At 55.3% G+C, this 21,861-nt stretch carries 20 protein-coding genes, 1 tRNA gene and 1 pseudogene; 9 read left to right on the top strand and 13 right to left on the bottom strand.

Going from position 1 to position 21,861, the window contains the following annotated elements; all coding sequences use genetic code 11:
- From AC1RQ9_RS11400 to AC1RQ9_RS11365, 8 genes and pseudogenes are all read right to left on the bottom strand, one after another.
- The coding region (locus tag AC1RQ9_RS11400; RefSeq protein WP_485986988.1) for a transposase at nucleotides 1-292 on the bottom strand (292 nt) is incomplete at its 3' end.
- On the bottom strand, nucleotides 213-575 hold the full coding sequence (locus tag AC1RQ9_RS11395; RefSeq protein WP_485986987.1) for a transposase: 363 nt from the start codon (nucleotides 573-575) through the stop codon (nucleotides 213-215). The genes AC1RQ9_RS11400 and AC1RQ9_RS11395, both read right to left, overlap by 80 nt.
- A gap of 63 nt (nucleotides 576-638) precedes the next feature.
- Nucleotides 639-2,612: a glycosyl hydrolase family 28-related protein gene (locus AC1RQ9_RS11390; protein ID WP_485986986.1), complete on the bottom strand. Its 1,974-nt coding sequence runs from the start codon at nucleotides 2,610-2,612 to the stop codon at nucleotides 639-641.
- Between the two features lie 425 nt (nucleotides 2,613-3,037).
- Nucleotides 3,038-3,977 (bottom strand): annotated as a pseudogene (locus tag AC1RQ9_RS11385) (transposase); the annotation flags it as partial.
- 192 nt (nucleotides 3,978-4,169) lie between these two features.
- Nucleotides 4,170-4,658, bottom strand: coding sequence for a sterol desaturase family protein (locus AC1RQ9_RS11380; RefSeq protein ID WP_485986993.1), 489 nt, complete (start codon nucleotides 4,656-4,658; stop codon nucleotides 4,170-4,172).
- Between the two features lie 442 nt (nucleotides 4,659-5,100).
- Entirely contained in the window at nucleotides 5,101-6,351 is a 1,251-nt protein-coding gene (locus AC1RQ9_RS11375; RefSeq protein WP_485986985.1) for a glycosyltransferase family 4 protein, read from the bottom strand.
- 18 nt (nucleotides 6,352-6,369) lie between these two features.
- Nucleotides 6,370-7,632 carry a glycosyltransferase family 4 protein gene (locus tag AC1RQ9_RS11370; RefSeq protein ID WP_485986983.1) on the bottom strand — a complete coding sequence of 421 codons (1,263 nt, stop codon included), beginning with the start codon at nucleotides 7,630-7,632 and terminating at the stop codon, nucleotides 6,370-6,372.
- A 15-nt stretch (nucleotides 7,633-7,647) separates the two neighbouring features.
- The gene (locus AC1RQ9_RS11365; RefSeq protein ID WP_485986982.1) at nucleotides 7,648-8,691 is read right to left on the bottom strand and encodes a capsule biosynthesis protein; all 1,044 of its coding nucleotides are present in this window, start codon (nucleotides 8,689-8,691) and stop codon (nucleotides 7,648-7,650) included.
- Between the two features lie 15 nt (nucleotides 8,692-8,706).
- Between AC1RQ9_RS11365 and AC1RQ9_RS11360 the strand changes: the two genes are divergently transcribed.
- Nucleotides 8,707-8,934: a hypothetical protein gene (locus AC1RQ9_RS11360; RefSeq protein WP_485986980.1), complete on the top strand. Its 228-nt coding sequence runs from the start codon at nucleotides 8,707-8,709 to the stop codon at nucleotides 8,932-8,934.
- Between the two features lie 379 nt (nucleotides 8,935-9,313).
- Here the strand turns inward: AC1RQ9_RS11360 and AC1RQ9_RS11355 are convergent, their stop codons facing one another.
- The 4 genes from AC1RQ9_RS11355 to AC1RQ9_RS11340 all read right to left on the bottom strand — a co-directional run bounded on the left by AC1RQ9_RS11355 (nucleotide 9,314) and on the right by AC1RQ9_RS11340 (nucleotide 13,317).
- Nucleotides 9,314-9,961 (bottom strand): ABC transporter ATP-binding protein, encoded by a 648-nt coding sequence (locus AC1RQ9_RS11355; protein WP_193732898.1) that lies wholly within the window; start codon nucleotides 9,959-9,961, stop codon nucleotides 9,314-9,316.
- Nucleotides 9,962-10,006: 45 nt separating this feature from the next.
- A complete protein-coding gene (locus AC1RQ9_RS11350) occupies nucleotides 10,007-11,128 on the bottom strand; it encodes a KpsE/RkpR family capsule polysaccharide export protein (RefSeq protein ID WP_485986979.1) in 1,122 nt (373 codons plus the stop codon).
- Nucleotides 11,129-11,261: 133 nt separating this feature from the next.
- Nucleotides 11,262-12,482 (bottom strand): polysaccharide biosynthesis/export family protein, encoded by a 1,221-nt coding sequence (locus tag AC1RQ9_RS11345; RefSeq protein ID WP_485986978.1) that lies wholly within the window; start codon nucleotides 12,480-12,482, stop codon nucleotides 11,262-11,264.
- 760 nt (nucleotides 12,483-13,242) lie between these two features.
- Nucleotides 13,243-13,317, bottom strand: a tRNA-Gly gene (locus AC1RQ9_RS11340).
- Nucleotides 13,318-13,538: 221 nt separating this feature from the next.
- Here AC1RQ9_RS11340 and AC1RQ9_RS11335 point away from each other — a divergent pair.
- The 3 genes from AC1RQ9_RS11335 to AC1RQ9_RS11325 are packed head-to-tail and all read left to right on the top strand — an operon-like array spanning nucleotide 13,539 to nucleotide 15,510.
- On the top strand, nucleotides 13,539-14,507 hold the full coding sequence (locus AC1RQ9_RS11335; RefSeq protein ID WP_485986977.1) for a tetratricopeptide repeat protein: 969 nt from the start codon (nucleotides 13,539-13,541) through the stop codon (nucleotides 14,505-14,507).
- Complete coding sequence (locus tag AC1RQ9_RS11330) at nucleotides 14,504-15,271, top strand: LON peptidase substrate-binding domain-containing protein (RefSeq protein WP_485986976.1); 768 nt, start codon at nucleotides 14,504-14,506, stop codon at nucleotides 15,269-15,271. Before AC1RQ9_RS11335 ends, AC1RQ9_RS11330 begins: the two co-directional genes overlap by 4 nt.
- Nucleotides 15,272-15,315: 44 nt before the next feature.
- Nucleotides 15,316-15,510 (top strand): Trm112 family protein, encoded by a 195-nt coding sequence (locus AC1RQ9_RS11325; protein ID WP_010516368.1) that lies wholly within the window; start codon nucleotides 15,316-15,318, stop codon nucleotides 15,508-15,510.
- A 104-nt stretch (nucleotides 15,511-15,614) separates the two neighbouring features.
- Here the strand turns inward: AC1RQ9_RS11325 and panC are convergent, their stop codons facing one another.
- Nucleotides 15,615-16,469 (bottom strand): pantoate--beta-alanine ligase, encoded by an 855-nt coding sequence (gene panC, locus AC1RQ9_RS11320; protein ID WP_485986974.1) that lies wholly within the window; start codon nucleotides 16,467-16,469, stop codon nucleotides 15,615-15,617.
- Between the two features lie 176 nt (nucleotides 16,470-16,645).
- Here panC and AC1RQ9_RS11315 point away from each other — a divergent pair, with 176 nt between their 5' ends.
- The 5 genes from AC1RQ9_RS11315 to AC1RQ9_RS11295 all read left to right on the top strand — a co-directional run bounded on the left by AC1RQ9_RS11315 (nucleotide 16,646) and on the right by AC1RQ9_RS11295 (nucleotide 21,599).
- On the top strand, nucleotides 16,646-16,795 hold the full coding sequence (locus tag AC1RQ9_RS11315) for a hypothetical protein (RefSeq protein WP_019087433.1): 150 nt from the start codon (nucleotides 16,646-16,648) through the stop codon (nucleotides 16,793-16,795).
- A gap of 87 nt (nucleotides 16,796-16,882) precedes the next feature.
- Nucleotides 16,883-18,280 (top strand): siroheme synthase CysG, encoded by a 1,398-nt coding sequence (cysG, locus tag AC1RQ9_RS11310; RefSeq protein WP_485986972.1) that lies wholly within the window; start codon nucleotides 16,883-16,885, stop codon nucleotides 18,278-18,280.
- A 101-nt stretch (nucleotides 18,281-18,381) separates the two neighbouring features.
- Entirely contained in the window at nucleotides 18,382-20,442 is a 2,061-nt protein-coding gene (locus AC1RQ9_RS11305) for an FUSC family protein (RefSeq protein ID WP_485986971.1), read from the top strand.
- A complete protein-coding gene (locus AC1RQ9_RS11300; RefSeq protein ID WP_485986970.1) occupies nucleotides 20,442-20,636 on the top strand; it encodes a DUF1656 domain-containing protein in 195 nt (64 codons plus the stop codon). The genes AC1RQ9_RS11305 and AC1RQ9_RS11300 overlap by 1 nt, the downstream gene beginning before the upstream one ends.
- Nucleotides 20,637-20,648: 12 nt before the next feature.
- Nucleotides 20,649-21,599: an efflux RND transporter periplasmic adaptor subunit gene (locus AC1RQ9_RS11295; protein WP_485986969.1), complete on the top strand. Its 951-nt coding sequence runs from the start codon at nucleotides 20,649-20,651 to the stop codon at nucleotides 21,597-21,599.
- Nucleotides 21,600-21,861: the final 262 nt, after the last annotated feature.

Raw genomic sequence — 21,861 nt, 5'->3', positions numbered from 1 at the left:
GGTCCCAGAGATACTCACGGAATTTATGCGAAGCATATCCGCAATCACAGACGACATAGGTCGGTGGGTATGGCAGGTCGTCGAGCAGGGCATAAGCGGATGGCAGTTCATGTGTCTGTCCGGGCGACAGTGTGAGGGACAAGGCCCGGCCATGTCCATCCGCAGCTACGCAGACCCTGGTGCCAAAGCCTTCACATGAGCGGCCAGGCGACTCACGATCCCTGTGGCGTCCATTGTATCCCCTTTTTGGCGGCTCCAGCCGCCTTGTGATGGGCACGGATCGTCGTGGCATCGGGAAAGACCATGCCCAGTTCCGGGTCCGCGCCTCTTACCTTTTCAAAGAGGCGCTGCCACACCCCAAGCTTCGACCAGCGAATGAACAACTGTGCGGCAATCCACCAGGGACCAAACTCAGATGACAGGGCGCGCCACTTCGTGCCGTTCTGATGGCGCCAGAAAATCGCAGAGATCGCCCGTCGCAGGTTCTTCGGTGGAGTCTTTGCCCTTCGGACAACTTCCTCGATCAAAGGCTCCCAGATGGACCATGTGGTATCGGAAAAGACAGGCTGCATCATGCCCATCACAAACAGCCATGCAGTCCGTTCTGTTATTCAAGACCTAACAGGTCCTAGGACAGTTCAATACATCTTAACCCAATCAGTATCGTGACCACTGGTACCACGTATTTTTAAAAAAGAGTGTGGCGTTCCAATCATCGGTTTTTTTATAATAAGAGGAGAAATAACTACATTTCTTGAAAAATATAATGTTATATCTCGGTTAACGTAATTTTTGCATCCTACAATAGCCGTAGCTTTAGCACCATTACCTTCACCACCAGATATTTCTACAGTAGGGTTTGACGAATAGCCATTTCCTCCATTAGTAACCAATATACCAACAATTTTGTCTGAATTTTTTCCAAATCCTAAATATGCTTTCCCTGCTGCCTGTTTTCCCCCGCCCCCTGAGATAGTAACCGTAGGCGCTGTTTTATAACCAGAGCCACTATTTTCAACAACAATTGTGCTTACTGACATGTTGCGGAATACACCGGATGACTGTGTTACAATAGATTTAATGGGAACATTACCAGATACAAGAAAATTTTCCCCATAATCGGGTATTGTTAAAATTCCAGAATTTGAAACCGATACGGGCAATTTTTCTTTTGAAGAAATTCCATTGATGATGTTATCTATCAATTTGTTTTCTGGAAAAATTCCATCAACATCATTAACTATAGAATTATAGTTCTCACACCCTGAAATTTTGTTTTTCTCTATTATATTCCCATACGCTTGATCTCTTATGATAATACCATAATTTTTATTTGTGCATATTATTGTATTCTTATAAACGTAGTTATTTTTTCCTCTATTATCATATAATCTATTGCCATCTCCGTCATAGCCATTAACTGTAATGGCAGCAGCCCACCCTCGATTAGATCCATTGTAAAGAATTAAGTTTTGACTGATGCTGCATTCTGATGATGCACCAATATTTATTCCCGCAGCAAAAGGAGAATTATTTCCATTATGCGTAACAATGTTCCCATATATATTTGACTTAACTGACCCACCCACGTCAATTCCAAATGACATATTACCAGAACTGGTATTTTCAGTAACTATTAATCCATATCCAGCGACAACCATACCTGCGGATCCGGGCATAGATAGACCATTGTAAATACATTTATTTTCTCTATAAATGCAGTTATACCCCCCAGCCATAATACCTGTTCCCGCATTATGCGTTACTGTATTTTTAACAACAGAAATATTTCTACAATACTGAACTTTTCCAAAACCGATATTTTGTTGCTGAATATTTTCTACAGGCTGCCATAATGTATTCGTAAAAATTCCGAAACTTCCATTACCTGAGATAAAATTCCCGACAATCCGGCAGTCATGTCCAGAATACGCTTTGGTTGGATATGTAATCGCACCAAATAATATACCAATATTTTTATTATTTTTTACCATACACTGCATTATGTCGATGCCAGTAGAAATATTTGCCATATATATCCCGTGGCCTTTGCAATTTTTTATAGAAGATTCTCGTATTATTCCCCTACATCCATGGGATATATTATCAGATCCTTCTGTAACAATACCACTACCTGTTCCATTTTTAATATGAATACGTTCTATAAGGAACCCTGTTGAAGATCCTATACTGATTGCTCCCTTGGCACTATCACCTGCGCTTCCTTCTTTCATTACTATTGAAAATTCACGCAATGAGCATTTATTACCTGAAAAATGAAAAAGTGTTTCAATGTCAGAAATGGATTTTAATACAACAGACAACTGATCTTCTCCTGAAATTTCTATGGAATCAGGGATATTAATTATTTTAGAAATAATATAATTTCCTTTTGGGATAAATACAGAAGATTTTTTTAGGGCCGCCTGTGTTACGCACTTCTGTAATGCAGATGTGTCATCTGTCTGTCCATCTCCATATGCGTTAAAATCTTTTAGGTTTAAGATCTGACCCTGCGATTCATTAAATACGCGTGCGTGAGCTGTGGTTGAAATAGTTGCTATAAAAAAAGATGATCCGCGCAAAAAAGCCCGGCGAGAAAAATTTTTCATATCCAACCATCCTTTCAGGGACTATTGGGAATTATCGTGAATTGGTAATTGTGGCTATAAGATAGATCATGGCTACAAAAATGACCTATCTATCTTCCTGCTCTGCACGGTAGATACAACTTAGATCGTTGATATTTAATAATATTCCTTCGGTGTGATGGCGTGCCTTGAACAGCCCCCATCAAACGGGCATCTGTCGAGGCGATTTCTGCGCTAGAGAATGATTGATGTGCTCCCCCGATTTAGGCCAGCGAGAACTGGCATCTCCCGAAGTCCGGGCTTTAACCAGCAGGTGGAGGATCGAAGAACCGTTGGTTGATGCGCTTGGCTCGTGATTTCAGGGTTGTGGCGTGCTGATTGAAGGTTCCCAGGCTGGCTTTCAATCTGCGTTTTGAACAGACCGGGGAGTATCGCCACCGGGATGGCTACGCGCTCACGTTCAACCTCTCGAGGAAGAGGAAACGGCGCATGTTATAGACAATATTGGCCAGGCCGATCCGCATGGTGGCCCGGGTAATACCCACGGTTCGAACGAACAGACCCATCTGCGATTTCTGATCGGCAAAGACATGCTTGACGCGCGATCGGATCACCGACTTCCCTGCATTGGACCGCTGGAAATGGCGAGGCATGGGCTTGAGATGCGGCTTTTTCCTGTGGATCTTCGAGACGAAACTTTCTTTGTCCATGAAGTCCTCATTGGCTTTCGAGCGATACGCGGTGTCGGCCAAAACGGTTGAGACCGTATTGGTTTTATCCAGCAGGCCCTCGCGCAGTCTGGCACCATCACTGGCAGCGGCATCCGTTGTCTTCCCATTTCCGGATCAGTCGAAACTTTCGATCGATGGAAACATGCGATTTGTAGCCAAAGAACGGAATGGCGAGGTCCATGGCCGGGAGTGTCCCGTCCTCCTGCCGCTTTGCCTTCAACTTCAGCGTCCAGCGGGCGTGCCTGCCCTTGTGGAACAGCTTTACCGGCTTATCTTCCCAGCCTTCGGGGATCCGGCCTTCCCGAAGATCGGCTTTCTCCCCGTTGGTATTGCGCTGCTTTGGCGCTGCCACCAGCGTGGCATCCAGGATCAGGCCGGCCATCGGCAGATACCCAGCGTTACGCAGGGTGGTGTCAAAGCGCTCGAACAGCTTCTGGATGGCGCCTGCCTCGGTCAGACGCTCGCGAAACGGTCAGACCGTTTTGGTATCGGGCACCCGGTCCAACAGTCCCAGACCGAGGAAACGCATGGAGGACAGGCGGTCATTGATCAGATATTCTGTTCGTTCGTCGGAAATATTGTTCAGTGTCTGGATGACCAGGATCTTGAACATCAGCACCGGATCGAACGGGGGATGGCCGCCTTTGCTCCTGTCTTTCAAAATGCACGCAATTTGAAATAAGATCTATTTACTGAAATAAACGACCAAAAAGCAGCAGGCTACCACATCGGTGACGATGTCAACGCCGCAATTATGAGACCCGTGATGCATATTCCATCCGTAACAGCCAAAACATGGCGGAATGGATATTCTGGCAACCCGGCAGATCAGGAGCCCAAAAGAAAATCAGGAGGCTTTTTTGCTCTCGGGTTGAGAGACATCCGTATGGCAGATCCGGTCAAGGAAAACCGCCGTAATCGCGTAATTGGCGTCACTCTGGCGATAATGGTGGTTAATATGATGAATCTTGATCTTGCGCAGCAGGCTCATACGCATCGGAAACTGGTGGCAGGAATAATGCACAATGTCATACGCCACATACCCGCACAGGAACCCTGCAGCGATGGCACTCCCCGCAGCATATCCCATGGAACATACGCACCCCACCCAGATCAGCAATGCAAGAGGCAGCGACGCGCTGAGAGGCATCAGGTTACGCAAGGGATGATTAGGCTGATCATGGTGGTTGCCATGCAGCAGATAGATCATGGATTTCATGAATGCTGACCGGCCGTTGAAATGAAACAGGAACCGGTGCATCAGATATTCAAACGGGAACCATGCGACAAAACCGATCAGACAGTACCACAACAGACTGCTTACTGATGATGACATGCACCATGCGATAATCAGAGCGACAGAGAGTACAACAGCCCATACCCCCGCGAATACACCAAAAGACAGCAGCGTCAGGGATTCCATGACAGGATTCTTGAACAGACGAACAGGCGCCTCTTCCTTTATCCTACGCTTTTGCTGCATAACAGATACCTTTGAAAATTCACATCCGGCATGAATTTAGCTTTCCTGCCTGAACAGCGCTTTACAGACAACATATTTCAGGTCATGGCACGCCATTTCATCAGAGGTAATACCTATTTTTGTTGTTGTGCACCTCTGCCAATGTCTCGCGAGCATCTGATTTCTGACATTTCATCTTAACGATGCAGCACGCCTGATTTATGCTGAATTATATTCACAACGCAATAGGGGAAAAATTTTTTCCTAAAACCCGCAAAAATCCCTCAATTCAGCTTACTAACAAAACAATATGACATCATGACGGCAAAGGCAGATCAGGAAACCGGGAGCGAAGCTGCGCATAGAATGCAGCCAGACGTACTTTTTGGGCGGAAGGGGAGAATTTTTCCGCCTGTCGCAGGCCAGCCGCCCGTAACGTTTCCCACGTAGGCGTACCTGGCTGCATGTCATCAAGGACTCTGATGCCCCGCATGATGTCCTGTATATCATAGGCATCAACCAGAACTGCTGCCTGGCCTGCTATTTCCTCGGTGGCCCCGCCCCGGGATGTCAGTACCGGCACCCCAAGGGTCATTGCCTCGATTATAGGCAGGCCAAAACCCTCTGCCAGTGATGGAAACAGCAGGGCATGCGCATCCGCAAGGGTGCGCAGCAGGGAAAGGCGACTGCACCACGGGATGCGAATGATCTGCTGCTGCGGCGTTCGTGGCGTAAAATCAGGCGTGTCATCCCCATCTGGTCCAAGCAGGACCAATGGACGCCGTGTCCCGCTACGGGCATGGGCATCCACCAGACGCTCTATGTTCTTGCGCTTTTCCACACGACCGATACAGACAAAACAGTCTTGGGGTGCGACCTGCGGCGCATTCACCAGTTGTTGACGCTCGTGCTGCGACACACCGGCAAGCTGATAGAGATTGATGACCCTATCCGCCGGCACATCCAACCTGTCCATTATCTGCTGCCGAACCGTTTCCGAAACTGTGACAACAACATCCGCCCGCCTGACGAGTTGCATAAGAAGTGAGCGCAAAAAATCCGGCCGGATGTCTGTCAGGTCAGGATGGGTCAGAGGGATCAGATCATGGATTGTCACCACATTAACCGTATTTTCGACGATAACGGCCAGCGGATATGTCCAGAACATGATGGCAGGCGGCGTCGGAGTACGTAACCGTAACAGATGCCTGCATCTCCGGAAATGTATATGGGTGCTTCTGTACAGATCAGGAACGAAAGGATACTGCTCGCCTGATGGGTTCCGATAACCGTTTCTGATCCTGCGCACAAAGGCCAGCGCCCTGAAGACCCTCAGGATCCGTTGAACTGCTCTTTCCGTGTGCGTCTCGACCTTGTCAGGATTGTGATCCCACAGGTATCGTGTCTGAAATCCCATGGAAACTAGGCATTCCTGCAGGCCACGCGCATAGGTCGCAACCCCTGTTCCACCGGCCCTGCCGACATTCCTACTATCCAGCCAGATCATCGGAGACGATGATTTCCCCGTGGAAGAACCTTTCTTCTGCCTGATCTTAAAAAATGTCATGGAGAACGCTACCGATCACTACCCGACAGGAGCGTCGTCATATTGCGGACGGAACTGAAAAAAGGCCGCGGTCTGGTCTGCCGCCTGAATCCCCAGCGCCACCTGACGCGGCCAGTTGAACAGGTTCAGATCCAGACCATGTTTTACAGGCGTGTCGTTTGTACGTTCCTGCCCCAGCAGGCGTTCGATGGCAGCACGCCATGCTGGACCATCGGTCGGGTCAAGATAGATGGCATTTTCACCCGCAACTTCGTGAAACACGGGAATATCGCTGCACGCTACCGGCACACCGAGCACGAGCGCCTCGGCAAGAGGCAGGCCAAAGCCTTCCGCGAATGACGGAAACAGCAGTCCCGCCGATCCCTGCAGCAGGGTAACAACCTCGGGGTCGGACAGATCGTTATATTCCAGAACATTGCCCTGAAGCGCCGGACAGCGTTCCAGCATGTCCAGAATATTCTCATTTTCCCAACCACGTCGACCGACCAGAACAAGACGTGGAACGCTGCCGCGTGGCCCGGCGTCTTCCACCATGCGCCGCCATAAATTCAATAGCAGCAGGTGATTTTTGCGGGGTTCGATCGTGCCAAGACAGACAAAATAAGGTCGCCCATCGGACGGAATGCGCATGGTATCAGCGCCCTGCCCGGAAAGCTGCAGATGCAGTCCATGGGGCACGGCATGCACATGGTCCCGTGCCGGGCGTCCTTGCAGGTAAGGCGCCAGCGACCGTGCCACGGCGTGGGCGGGAACAATCACGCCCGCGGCCAGCCGGGCCACCGTCGCCATGCGCAGCGCATGCCGTTCCGGCTCACCCGGACGGGCATATTCCGGAAATTCAATGGGAATGAGGTCATGCACCATCGGCACGAACAGACTGCCATGGCGGGACAGGAACTGTTCAATGGCGCGCGGCCGGGTCAGGTGGTGGTGGGACACCAGCAGGTAGATGCTGTCCCCCCTGTACGCCGGCATGGTCCAGCGTGACAGCAATACGGTCTGTGTCAGGCGCTGCGCCATGCGGGGCAGGCGCGCGCGCAGACCCGTATCACCATCCCATACAGGCCCCATGACATCCAGGAAATCACGGACAGCCGACGTGCTGACATGCGCGATCAGGCCAACCGGATGAAAGGCCACGAATGTCAGACGATGTGCCTCATGCGCCAGAAGATACCGGGCATATTCATATTCTACACGGTCAATTCCCGTCGGTATCGGATTGCGCGCCCGCGACAGCAGGCGTGAAATATCCATGAAAATATGAGACTGATCGGACATCAGGCCTATACCGGATCAATGAGAGGAAGACGGCTGGGCATCAAGATGCGAGATGGTGAAAACCTTCCCATCCTGTGCAGGCGTGGTGCGACGGATACGCTGGAGCGTCCCCTGTACAAGCAATGCCAGCCCTTCTGGCGAAAAGAACCCGCCTTCAATCAGGCAACGGTCGATCAGCACACGCCGGAAAGCCTCAAATGTCACGGGATCCGGTGGTGTGGGGTCGGCCCAGAAATGATCCAGCGACCCCTGATCCGTAATGTCAGGGATATCATAGATCGCCTGCCCCAGAGTAATGACCGGAACATTGCAGATCAGCGCCAGAGTGCCCGTGGTGCTGTTGATGGTCACGACGCCCTTGGCAACCCGCACCAGCTGGGCAATATCACCCGTTTCGAGATAGCGTACCCGGTTGATGATCCCAAGCTTCCGGGCCATGGTATAGACCAGCTTGCGCCAGTCCTTGACCCCATTGTCCAGCGGATGTTCCTTGACCAGAAGGAAAAGATCTTTTGGCGCATGTCGGGCAAAGGATTCCAGTACAAGCTGGATTGCGCCCGTCATGCCGTCAAAATCCGAATGGAGACGGATCTGCGCATCAGCATCCAGCTGCAGGGGAAACAGCATGTAGGAAAAGTTGTTGTCCGCTACTTCCTTTATGATGCCTTCCGTCCGCATCCGTGCCGCATCCCGGCGGTTCAGACGCTTCAGCCAGCCGATACCCTCGGTCCATGGATGCCAGGGACGATAATCATGCCAGTTCCTGAAATACCACCGCGTCAGCAGATCCGCGGCGTTATAGGCCACGGCCTCCAGCGCCCGGCGCCGGAAAGAGGACGGAACCTGGTTATGCGGAGGTAACGGTGGAAGCAGGGCAGCCTGCTGGCGGTACCATTCGGGATTGCGCGGCAGCGAGGAATGTCCGTTTACCCCATCGAGTTCCAGCGTGACCCAGTCTGGACGGATATATCCTTCCTCAAACACATAAACGCGAATGCCACGTTCGATACACAGGGCCGTCGCCTTACGATGCAGGGGCCGACAGTCACCGAACAGCATGACATCGGTGATGCCATGCTTCGTCAGAACATTGGCCAGAAACGAAGGCCACTCCTCCATACGACCGGTAAAATCAATCCCGTTCGGCAGGCACCAGAACAGCTGATCTCCACCATTGAAATTGATTTTATAAACTTCATAGCCCGCCTTGCGAAACGCTTTTCCAATTTCATGGAAAAAGGGGCCCATCAGACCCTGAAGCAGCAGAAAACGGCGTGGAGAAGAAACTTCTTTCTGGGGTGACGTATCAAGCATCACACATCAGTCTGTTCGAGCCTGATATACATGCCAATTCCTCTTGGAGCAGCAGAAACTTCCGGGAGAAATCTCGCCGGTTCTGGTTAGGGTTTACACAAGTCTAAGATCATAGAGAGGATAAACGACGAAGCATATGAAAATGTCCCGCTCCTTTGAGAAAAACAGAACACCATTATCCTCATGCTGCGCACTTCATGCTGTTTTTGTTAGGTTTTCAGGAGAATTTTTCTGGCAGCGAAGTACATGCATCTGTCGCATATGACATATTCCGTTCAATTCAGAGAACTATTGACTCCGCCCGACATAGCTTGAGATGATAATCTTTCTCATTTTATAAAGTAATTGATTTTTATTATTATAAAAATCACAGACTATGATACAGATCTATTCCTTCCTGAACGGTATTGCATTCAATCATCTTCCGTTCATGAATAATAGCACTTCTATTACATATTTCCCTGATGAAATTCATATCATGGGAAACAATAATCAGCGCACGGTCTGCCCGTTTGACAAACAGTTCATTGCGGCAACGTTCATAAAAGCGCGCATCACCCACCATGATAACTTCATCAATCAGATAACAATCAAACTCGATCACCACTGACAGGGCAAAGGCAAGACGGGCACGCATACCCGATGAATATGTCTTGACCGGGTCCAGAAGCTGGTGACCCAGTTCCGAAAAATCATCGACGTATTTACGCGTTTCCTTGTAATCCAGATTATATATCCGGCAAATAAAACGCAGGTTATCCAGTCCACTCAGGCTTCCCTGGAACGCGCCACCAAACGCCAAGGGCCATGACACCGACATATTCTTTTCAACCCGCCCGGATGTCGCAAGTTCTACCCCGCCGATAATCTTGATCAGCGTCGATTTACCCGCGCCATTACGGCCCAGAATGCCCAGCTTTTCGCCCCGTTGCACCTGAAAGTTGACACGGTCCAGAACGCGACGCGTCCCTTTATCCACATGGAAGTCTTTAACGATATCTATACAACGCAGCATGACAGATTTCTTTTTTCAGCAGACCACACCATCAGACCAGCATGCTTAACGAAGGTTGCGTTCCTGGGCACTGGCGATCAGCAGCTTGCCCATGGTGTACAGCCCCAGAAACGACATGAACACGAGAAACAGAACAATCGTATTACGCGGATATTCCGGCCAGTCAGCCGCGTTTGGCTGCGCAATCTCGTCTACATAGATCATCTGCTGGTTTGCCTGCTGCTTGGCGACTTCAAGCGAGACAACGTCACTGGCCAGCACGCGCTGCTGAATCTCACGCTGCACCATAAGATCTTCATATCCCGTGATCTTGGGCACGAGAGATCCATTGGGGCCTGTAATCTGGTTGGATGATTTCTTGATCTGGTCCGACAGGATCGTTGCCTGCCGCTGATATGCCGCGATCAGGGGACTATTGGGCGCGCTGGCCTGCAGTTGCTGCAACTGCATATTGGTGGATGTCAGCATGTTCTGCAGGCTGATCACATAACTGGTCATTGGCAGCGATTGCCGCAGCGGATCAATCAATTCGACGGCATTACGGTATTCAGCCAGTTTCTGGTCGATTTCACGCAGTTTGGTTTCTGCCGCCTGTGCTTCCAAGGCGGTCGCATGGATCAGGTTTTCCCGCTGCCGACGATTGATTTCATTGACCAGTTCCTCACCGGCATCCAGGAGCGCACGGGCAATCTTCTGGGAATCTTCGGCGCGGAACGTGCGAACCGTCAGAATGGAAACATTGGTTTCCGAATCCTGTTCAACCAATACGTGGCGCTGGTAATACTTGTAAAAATGCTCGAAATTCTTCTCCAGCCCAAACAGGGGATATCGGGCAAATAAATCCGCTTCAGGCCGAGAATAAACATCCAGTAGATGATTCTGTTTGATAAGCAGTTCCGCCGCATCACGGGACTGTATGTAATCCTGTACTACATATGTATTTTCGGATGTTGTTCCGCCGCCAGAAGACTGAAGGATGTTGCTCAGCGAAAAACCGGACTGGCTGGAATGTCCACGCACGACAAAATGCGCTTCCGATATATATTGCGGCGTCGCGATAAAAAACAGATACAACGCCGTCAGAAGAGTCGGTATGACAACAAAAATCGTAAAATACAGATTATTCCGTATTTTATTGCGTACCGCATTCAGCATGCGCACCAGCACGGATACATCTTCAGGCTGATATCGGTCTTCATCAGGGACATGCACTTCGATATTCATGAAGCATGCTTCCGGGAAAAAGGAACAGGACGCAGGAGCATAGCGCTCGAAACTGGATTACATACGGATCGGGTCATTATTTGGCTATCCATGCTGCGGTGATCCCGGGCGCGATAATGGTGCTGATCAGGCCAAAGAACTTATAGAACTTGTTGCTGGACGAATTGGCAACGTAGATCAGGTCCCTGTCCCGCATCATGAATTTCTGTGCAAGGAAGTAGTTGCTGGGATTCATCATGTCCAGTTTGTAGACCACCGGTGCGGTCGGAGCACTATCGTCAATCGGCATGCCAAGGCGGTGCAAGATATCCGCGTTTTCAAAACGGAAAAGATATACGGCATTGGGGTCCGAGCGTGAATCGATCGGTCCACCCACGCGGGAAATGGCCTGCGCCATTGTCAGTGTCGGAAGAGTGAACTGGGTCTGGGTAACCTGACCGCTGGCGCCAAACACCGTGAAGCTTCGAGGCGTGAACGTCAACTGCACCCGATCTCCCGGCTGCATGAGTATGTTCTGGGATGGATCGTTTTCAATCGCCTTGAGCGGCATTTCCGCGATCCGGTTGTTGCGTGTCAGCCGGACGACATAATCCTCATCCGGCTGGGTCAGACGTTCCTGTCCCCCGGCAAGGGCGATGACGTCAAGGATACGTTCACGGTTCGGAGTCAGTGGCACCCGGCTTGGCCGCCGCACCCCGCCATACACCATGACGGAATTGGCAATGTCGGACGCAATGCGGACCAGTACCTGAGGCGATTGCGATTTCTCCTTCAGGCGCCCCTGGATGGCTTCAGCCACCTGATCGGTCGTCATTCCGGTTACATGAATTTGCCCGGCAAAAGGCACATCCACATCACCACTTCCGTCAACAGACAGCAATGGCAGGCTGGACGCCGTGGATGGGGAAGGCTGCGTACTGGTGCCGCTGGCGCTGGATGCCGCCATTGCCGTGCTGCTGGGGCTGAAAAGCGCACTGCCTACTTCATATATCGCGACCTGCAGCAGGTCACCCGGCCCAACGGTGTCGTTACTGGTATGGGTCGTAGGCGCATTGTCCTTATCCAGACTACTGAAGGCCGGAGGGGCCTCGCTATCCAGAAGAGCAATGAGTTCGGGCGTGACTTCAACGATCCCGTATCCGAGGGTGTTTTTTTTCTGGTCCCGCTGGGCGTGATTGAACTGCGCCTCCGTGGGGCCACTATCAGGCAGGGTATTGCAGCCGGCCAGAAGCAGGATTACTCCACCAATGACAGCAAACCGCTGCCCTTTGCGAACACGATGGCGACGCGGGCCCAAATCTTTCAGAAAACAGGAAATGGTCAATGTCACACCGCGGCTAGGATTTATGGTGAAGGAGGCACTAAAAGTGAATGGAACCCGCACACGTCCAGCATGCCGTCGGTACGAGATAAAGTGGGTCAATCGGAAGGTCTTTTATCAGATCATATTTTAACTGACCATACATAGTGTACGGATGATGACAGGGGGAAACAGATCGCCTGATACTACCCGCACCGCCAGCATGTCAGATCCTGCGTACCCTCCGATGATGGCAAAAAATTGCCTGCCCACTGTGCGCCGCCATCAGGTCCAGAACGTTTCGATCGCGATAACCGTCGATGATTTTTCAGAATGCGAAAAGAGAAATCAGAAAACCGGACAATGAACCGTTACGTTTATAAACATATTGATACGTCAGGCAAAACAATTTCCGCATCAGCATGACAATAAATCATGTCACGGCCTGCCGGGGCAGCACCGCTCCACTTCTGCCAACCGACGTTCCATGGAAATCATGCATCTGTTTTTCATGAAAAAGGCATAAAACCTCAATATCATGATGCGCATTACATGAATTTCTGGCCGGATCTGTCCGCAAGAAAATGACATGCCATGTCGAATGACAGCAGGCATTCCTTTTACAAACCGACATGCTGATTTTCAGGATGGATGAACCTGTGCAGGCACCCTACGGTCAGCAGGACAGGACAAATCCCACAAAACAAAAACGGCCCCGAAGGGCCGCTTGTCAACCAACTGATTTAATCTCAAAATCTGGAGCGGGCGATGGGATTCGAACCCACGACCCCAACCTTGGCAAGGTTGTGCTCTACCCCTGAGCTACGCCCGCGCTCCGTGTCGGTGAAGCGGTGTTTACGGCAAACCCGATGGGCGTGCAAGGGGTTAAAATGCTTTTGTCGAAGTTTTTTTTCATCCCCCCAGAATGCGGTTGCGGGAATCACCGGGAATGCCAATCTATCCTTACAGCATATGAACCGACCGGCATGGGCATAAGGGCAGACAGTGCCCCCGTCCCCATGCCGGTCGCCAGACCAACAGGAACGCGACCAGATGGATTACATTATCGGCCAGACACCCCGCCCCGCCGGTTCCGCCCCCACAGGTACCCCGCCGACAGCGGGCGGCAGGCCCGACCCGGTGATGGAAGGCACGCAGAACACCTTCATGCGTGACGTGGTGGAAGCCAGCCGTGAAATCCCGGTTCTGGTCGATTTCTGGGCAACGTGGTGCAAGCCCTGCACGCAACTGACCCCGGTTCTGGAAAAAGTGGTGCGCGCCGCCGGTGGCCGCGTGCGGCTGGTCAAGGTGGATGTGGACGCCAACCGCGCACTGGCGCAGCAGCTGACCCAGATCGGCCTGCCGCTGCAGTCGATCCCGCTGGTTGCCGCCTTCTGGCAGGGGCAGATCCTTGACCTGTTCCAGGGCGCCAAGCCCGAGAGCGAAGTCCGTCGTTTCGTGGAAAACGTACTGAAATCCGCAGGCGGCGCCCTGCCCGCCGCCGATCTGGTGGAAGCGGCCCGCAAGGAAATGGAAGAAGGCCGTGCCGAAGCCGCCGCCGGACTGTTTTCGCAGGTACTGGAAATCGAACCCGAAAATCCCGCCGCATGGGGTGGCCTTGCCCGTGCCCTGATTGAAATGGGGGACGAGGAAGGGGCAGAAACCGCCCTGAACGATGCCCCCGCGTCCATTGCCAACCATGCCGAAATCACCGGGGCGAAGGCCGCACTTGAACTCAAGCGCGAAGGGCGCAAGGCGGCTGAGGAAGCCGAGGAAATCCGCGCCCGTATTACCGCCAACCCGAAAGACTACGCCGCCCGCTTCGAACTGGCTGTAGCCCTGAATGCCGCGGGCAAGCGCGCTGAGGCTGCCGATGAACTGCTGACCATCATGAAAGAGGACAGGGCGTGGAATGACGACGGCGCACGCAAGCAGCTGATCCGCCTGTTCGAAGCCTGGGGCCAGACCGACCCTGATACGGTGGCAGCGCGTCGGCGCATGTCCTCGTTGCTGTTTTCGTGACGCGGCATGATCCACGGGGAACCATCATCATCCATGATGACATCCTCCGCCGCATCCCGCAGATCGGGGAAATGACACTGGCGGACTTCCCGGCGGAGCTGGGGCTGTTCCCGCTGGATGAAGCCCTGCTGCTGCCGCAGGGACGGCTGCCGCTGAACGTGTTCGAGCCACGCTATATTGCGCTGGTGGAAGATGCGCTGGCGGGTAACCGCCTGATCGGCATGATCCAGCCCCGCCCGCTGGATGGCATGGATGGCAGCCCGCTAGATGATAGCGGGGATGCCGATATGGACGATGGGTACAGCACGACCCCGCCGCTATATAACATAGGGTGCATTGGCCGTATCACCGCCATGACCGAACGGACGGACGGCACGTACGCCATCACGCTGACCGGCATCGCCCGTTTCCGCCTGCTGCGCGAGACGGAGATGCGCCGGGGCTACCGCGTGGCGCGCGTCGATGCGTCTTCCTTTGTGTCCGACCTGACGGATGCCGGCGATGACATTCCCTTTGATCGTGAAGGGCTGCTCAACGCCCTGCATGATTTCTGCGAGGCCCAGGGTGTAAGCACGCAATGGGACGCGCTGCGCCAGATGGATGACGCTGCCCTGCTGGTCACCCTGCCCATGATCTGCCCGTTTGGCACGGCACCGCGCCAGATGATGCTGGAAGCGCCCACGCCCGCCGCCCGTGCACAGATCCTGCGCAATCTGCTGGACGGGGCTGGACATGAACCCGATGAGGGTGCATCCCCATCGTGACCAATATCGCCTGAATAACTGCAACCTGCATGGGATCTGCCGCCATGACTGAAAAGCCGCCCGCCCCACCGCTGGACCCCCGGCTGCTGTCCATCCTTGTCTGCCCGGTAACCAAGGGACCGCTGGTCTATGACCGTGAGGCCGGTGAACTGATCAGCAAGCGAGCGGGCCTGGCTTTTCCGGTGCGTGACGGTATTCCCATCATGCTGCCCGACGAAGCGCGCAAGTTGGACGCCTGAAAAAACTGATAAAAACCATAAGTTTCTGGTGAAGCTTTTTTCAAAAAGCTTCAAGGAATGCAGCCTTTTTGAAAAAAGGCTGCACCAAAAAACTTCCTTCTTTTTTATTCCGGCATGGACACCGCCATGCCGTCGATCAGCCGCACGTCACCCAGCCATGCCGCCGCAAGCAGGCGCGCGGGCGTGCCTTCGCTCATGACGGCCAGTGGCTGCAGGTCCAGTTCCGAGCACAGTTCCACGTATTCCACCGGGTCAAAACCAGCATCCGCCAGTTGACGGGCCGCCTGCGCCAATGCAGCCGGGATATCCGCGCCCGCTGCGATATCAGCGGCACAGGCCCGCATAATGCGCGGCAGGGCCACGGCAATCTGGCGCTGTTGGGGCGCAAGACGCCGGTTGCGTGATGACAGGGCCAACCCGTCGGCCTCACGCTGCGTGGGACAGGCCACGATCTCAACCGGCAGGTCAAGGTCGGTGACCATGCGGCGGACCACCTGAACCTGCTGGAAATCCTTTTCGCCAAAAAAGGCGCTATCCGCCAGCGTCTGCATCAACAGCTTGCACACTACCGTCGCCACGCCATCGAAATGGCCCGCGCGGGTGCCGCCACACAGCCCTTCCGACACACCTGACACACTGATGCGCGTGGCAAAACCGGGCGGATACATCTGCGACACGGTGGGCGCATACAGCACATCCACCCCCGCATCTTCCAGCAGGCGTGCATCCGCTTCCAGCGTGCGGGGATAGGTTTCAAGGTCATCCGCGTTATCAAACTGGATCGGGTTGACGAAAACTGTCGCAATCACCCGCTCCGCCTGCGCCCGCGCCGCATGGACCAGTAACAGGTGGCCTTCATGCAACGCGCCCATGGTTGGCACCACGCCCACGCGCGCACCTGCCTGCTTCCACTGCCTGACACGCGCACGCAATCCGGCGACGGTGCTGATGGTTTCCATGCGCTATCTTTTCCTCTCCCCTATCCGTCACTGACGCCAGTGGCGGGACGGATTACATAACATCATTCCGCCTGCGTGCACGATGGGGCGTGAGGGCGCGCGCCAATTCATGTATGGACGTGGTGCAGGCATGGCTTTTCTGCTATGTCGGCCATTGCGTCGTGCAGGAGGTTTTTTTGGCCCGTTTTCTTCCCGTTCTTGGTATCTGTGCCATCGTGCTGTCACTGGCCGCATGCGCCACCAATACGCCGGGATCGGTCAAGGACCGTTCGACATGGGCACGCTGGGGTTATGCCGAAGGGGTGAAGAACGTCGCCTCCCACTGACGCGACCCCACCACCACCCCACGCGTTTCCTTACAGACCTGCCCTTCCCCAGCTACAGGATGCCGGCGCGACCGGCTGTTTGACTGCATGACCAATATTCCCGAACCCGCATGGTTTCCCATTGCGCTGCGGCTAGACAATGTCCGGGTGCTGGTGGTTGGCGGCGGCATGATCGCGGCCAACAAGGTGCGCCTGCTGCTGGCCCATCGCGCGAAGGTCGAGGTCGTGGCAGGCCGCCTTGATGCGGAAATGCAGGCATGGGTGGAAGACGACTCCATCACCCACGTCGCCAGCACGGCCGACATCACCACACTGCGCACCATCATGCCCGGCTGTCGGCTGGTCTATGCCGCGACCGATGACCGCGCGGTCAATCGTGCCGCCGCGGCCCTGGCGCAGGAAATGAACATTCCCGTCTGCGCGGTGGATGACCCGCAGCCATCCACCTTCATCACCCCAGCCCAGATCCATCGCGGGCTGGTACGCATCGCCATTTCCACCGGCGGTGCCGCGCCCGTCCTGGCCCGCCGCCTGCGCGAACAGGTGGAAAGCACCATACCCGATGGCACGGGGGAACTGGCCGTCTTCATGCAGCAGCAGCGTGAGCATGTAGGGGCGGCCTGTCCCGACATCTCGCGCCGCAGGCAGGTCTGGGAAACCTTCCTTGATGGCGCGGGCGCGCAGGCTGCCCGGCGGGGCGAAATCGCGCACGCGCGGGCCATACTGGATGACATCATCGCCTCCACCAACACGAGGGGCGAGGTCTGGCTGGTCGGCGCGGGACCGGGCGACCCGGACCTGCTGACGCTGCGCGCACTGCACCTCATGCAGAATGCGGATTGCGTGCTGTATGACCAGTTACTGTCACCCGCTTTGCTGGACCGGGTGAGGCGTGATGCGGAACTGGTGTTTGTCGGCAAACGCCGCAACAAACACACCATGCCGCAGGAAGAAATCAATGCCGAACTGGTCCGCCGCGCGCGCATGGGCCAGCGCGTGCTGCGGCTGAAGGGCGGCGACCCATTCGTGTTCGGACGCGGCGGCGAGGAAATCGAGACCCTGCTGGAGTCCAACATCCCGTTTCAGGTCGTACCAGGCATCACCGCAGCCAATGGCTGCGCTGCCTATGCCGGTATCCCGCTGACCCACCGGGACTGCGCCCAGGCCTGCATGTTCGTGACCGGTCATGCCCGCGCGGATGGCACGCTGCACCTGCCATGGGACAGCATGGCGCGGCCGGGACAGACGGTGGTGATCTATATGGGGGTTGCCGCCCTGCCCGCCCTGTGCGCGCAGCTTATCGCGCATGGCCTGCCCGCGAATTGGCCCGCCGCCATTGTCGAACGTGGCACGCGCGCGGACCAGCGCGTGCTGACCGGGACACTGGGGGGGCTTGCACGGCAGGCAGCCGAGGCTGGCGTTGGCAGTCCCGCGCTGATCATTGTGGGGGAAGTGGTCCGGCACCGGGTGATATCGCCAAAATGAATATCAGCTATGCATGCTGTGCCTGTACATCCTTTGTTATGAATTCCCGGCTATTTCCATTGTATTAAACGCCGTGAGGCCACTGAACGGTCAGGGAGGCCATGCCAGACCTACAGGCAAACAGCACGCGACGTATTCACGACATCACACGTACCTTCCTTCCCTTGGCTGACCGTCTGCCTGCGGGCTGGGTGGGGTTCAGCCTGCGTACATGGTGTTCGCTGGTCCTTGGTCTTGCCACGGCCTTCTGGCTGCAGCTGGACAATCCCCTGCTGGTCGGCGTGACCGTCATGATTCTGGCGCAGCCCTTGCGCGGACAGGCACTGTCCAAGGCATTTTACCGGCTGCTGGGCACCATGGTGGGCATGGGCGTGTCCATTGTGCTGGTGGCGGTGTGGAACCAGCAGCGCGGTCCCTTTCTGGGGGGTGTGGCGCTGTGGCTTGCGGCATGTGCCTTCGTGGGATCGCTGGAGCGGGATTTCCGCTCCTATGCCGCCCTGCTGTCAGGCTATACGGTCGCCCTTGTGGCCGTGAACTGCATTGATACGCCACAGAATGTATTCAACATCGCAGTATCCCGCGCCTCAGCCATTACCCTTGGGGTCTTTGCCGTGGCCGTGGTCAATATCCTGTCCGGCTCGCCCGAGGCATGGCGGGGACTGGCGGGTGGGCTGAAACAGCTTATCCGACCGCTGAGCGAAACCGCACGCGCTGCCCTGCAACATATGTACGATCGTGGCGCACAGGCGGACATCAAACTGGGCGCGCGCATACTCGCACTGACCACGCCCCTGTCCTATGCCCGCACGGAACTGGAACGCGGCGGCACGCGTGCCAACGGGGCGCGGCTGGCCATGGTGTCCATGCTGACCATTCTTGACTGCGCGCGTGGACTGGGCCGCCACACCGGGCACGGCAATATCGACCCGGCAGTGGAGGACGCCATTGCCCGTGTCGCCCGGCAGACCGACCTGCGCACCGACCAGGCCGGTTTCACCACACATATACTGGATGCCGTGCGCACCGCCCTGCCCGGTCACGTGCCCAATGCGGATGAAGCCTTCGCCATTGAACGCGCCGCCCGCATGCTGAGTGCGCGTACCCGCATGCATACGGGGCAGACCATACTGACCGAAGGTACCGGCAGCGTTCACGACAGGACCGTCAATATCGCCGTCCAGCCCAACTACCTGCTGGCGCTGATCGGGGCGCTGCGGGTTCTGGTCGGGTTTTCGTTCGCGGCCGGGGTATGCGTGATCACCGGCCTGCCGGGGGCGACCGTAGCGCTGGCCCAGACCGCGCTGACCCTGACGCTGGCCGCGACCAATGTGGATACGGCGCGCTTTGGCATGGGGGCGATCATCGGCCTGCCATGCAGCGTGCTGGCGGCGGCGCTGCTGAACTTCTTTGTGCTGCTGCACGGGGCGGACATGCCGTTCCTGGCGCTGACGCTGCTGCCCCAGACGTTTCTGGCCTGCCTGCTGCTCATGCGCCCGTCCACGGCGGCCATAGGCTTCAACTATGGTGTGTTTTTCTTTGCCATACTGGGGCTGGACAACCACCAGAGCTATAACCCGACGGAATTCCTCAACCGCAACATCTTCTACCTTCTGGCGGCCCTGTTGGCCTTCATCATCCTTGTGCTGCTGTTTCCGCCCTCACCGCGGCGGCAGCGGTTCTGGATGGCGTCCAGCATCGTCCGTGCGCTGGAACGCCAGATGACCGGGCATGGCGAAGCCGACAGCCCGGCCCGCCTGACCCGTGCCTATGACCGGCTGGCCCAGATGCAGTTCTGGACCGACCGCCTGCCCGGCACCGCCAGCAGCACGCGACAGATGGAAAGTTTCACCACCTTTGCCGAACTTGATGGCGCACTGGCGCGGGCACGGACCTATGCCCGGCAGGCACAGGCAATCCCCCTGCTGCGCCCAGCCGCCGAACTGGCGCAACGCGAACTGCTGCTGCATGCGCCATGGGACGTGGTCCCCCGCATGCGTGAGGCAATGGCCGCCATCCCCACCCCGCGGGCCCAGCTGCCACCCCAGACCCAGATCGCCGCCATCAACCTGCTGGCCGGGCTGGATGGTGTGATGCGGGCATGGCAGGCGGCGGCGCCACGGTTGCGGCATTACGGCATCATCAAAACGAAGAAGGCAGGCTGATGCGGCAGGTTGTTGATCTGGAAGGCGTGCTGATCTCGGCCTTTGTCATGAACCTCGGGCTGGCGCTGTGCACGCTGCTGGTGCTGCGCATCGTGCTGTCGTGGTTCAACCTGTGGCGGTTTGTCTGGAACCCGCCGCTGACGCAGTTCGGCCTGCTGATCTGCCTTGTTGGCCTGTATACCCTGATCCTGTGAAAGAATCCTGACGTGTTCGCATATGCAAACCGCCTTGTGCGTCTGGCCGTTACCGCTGTCATCCTGATTGTCGCAGCCATCGTGGCCATTGTGCTGTGGGATTATTACACGGCATCACCATGGACACGGAACGGTCAGGTCCGTGCCCAGGTCGCCAATATCGCGCCGCGCATTTCCGGCCAGATCAACGAAGTGCGCGTGCATGACAACCAGTTCGTGCATAAGGGCGACGTGCTGTATGTCATCGACCCGTTCGATTTCCGGGTAAAGCTGGATATCGCCGATGCCGCCGTGAACGAACGGCGCGCGGACCTTGAATTCAAGACATCACAGTACGAACGCCGCCAGAAGATTTCGGGCGTTGCCGTATCGGGCGAGGAAAAGCAGCAGTTCGAGGCCGTGGCCCAGCAGGCGGAAGCCCAGTATGCGGCAGCCCTTGCAGACCTGAAGCAGGCACGCATCAACCTGGAACGCACCGAGGTCCGCAGTTCGATCAACGGCTACGTCACCAACCTGACCATGCGTGCGGGCGACTATGCCAATGCGGGACAGGTGAACATCCAGATCATCGATGCGGATTCCTACTGGGTGGACGGGTATTTCGAGGAAACGAAAATCCATTCCATCAAGGTGGGCGAACCGGTGCGACTGGACCTGATGGGCTTTCATGAACCGCTGTTCGGCCATGTGGAAAGCATCACGCGCGGGATCGCCAGCAACAACGCCGCCACATCCATACAGGGTCTGCCGGCGGTGGACCCGGTCTATACATGGGTGCGGCTGGCACAGCGTATTCCGGTGCGCGTGAAGATCGACAGCATCCCGCCCGACCTTATCCTGGCCGCGGGCATGACCGCCACGGTGACCGTGGTGTCGGAAGCGGGCAACCGCCGCCACATGTCGGTGCGTGACGCGCTACGGCATGTGGGCGATGACATGCAGCACCTTGCAGGGCATCGCTAAAAGACTGTTTGAAAAGAATAAAAGTTTTTGGGTGTCGCCTTTTTTCAAAAAGGCGACGTTCCTTTGAAGCGTTTTGAAAAAAGCTTCACCAAAAACTTCTTTCTGGCGCCGTCCTTACCTTATCCACAGATTCAGGGGACGAATATCCGGGCAACCCTGTGGATAGAACCGTTGGGAACCGGGGATAAGGTGTGTGTTTTCCACGACTCGTGAAGAGTCGTATGAATTTTTTCTGATATCCCATCCGTTCTATGCCCGTACA

It is taken from the genome of Komagataeibacter ossonobensis (genome assembly GCF_057359305.1).
This window is presented reverse-complemented; position numbering and strand designations above follow the sequence as displayed.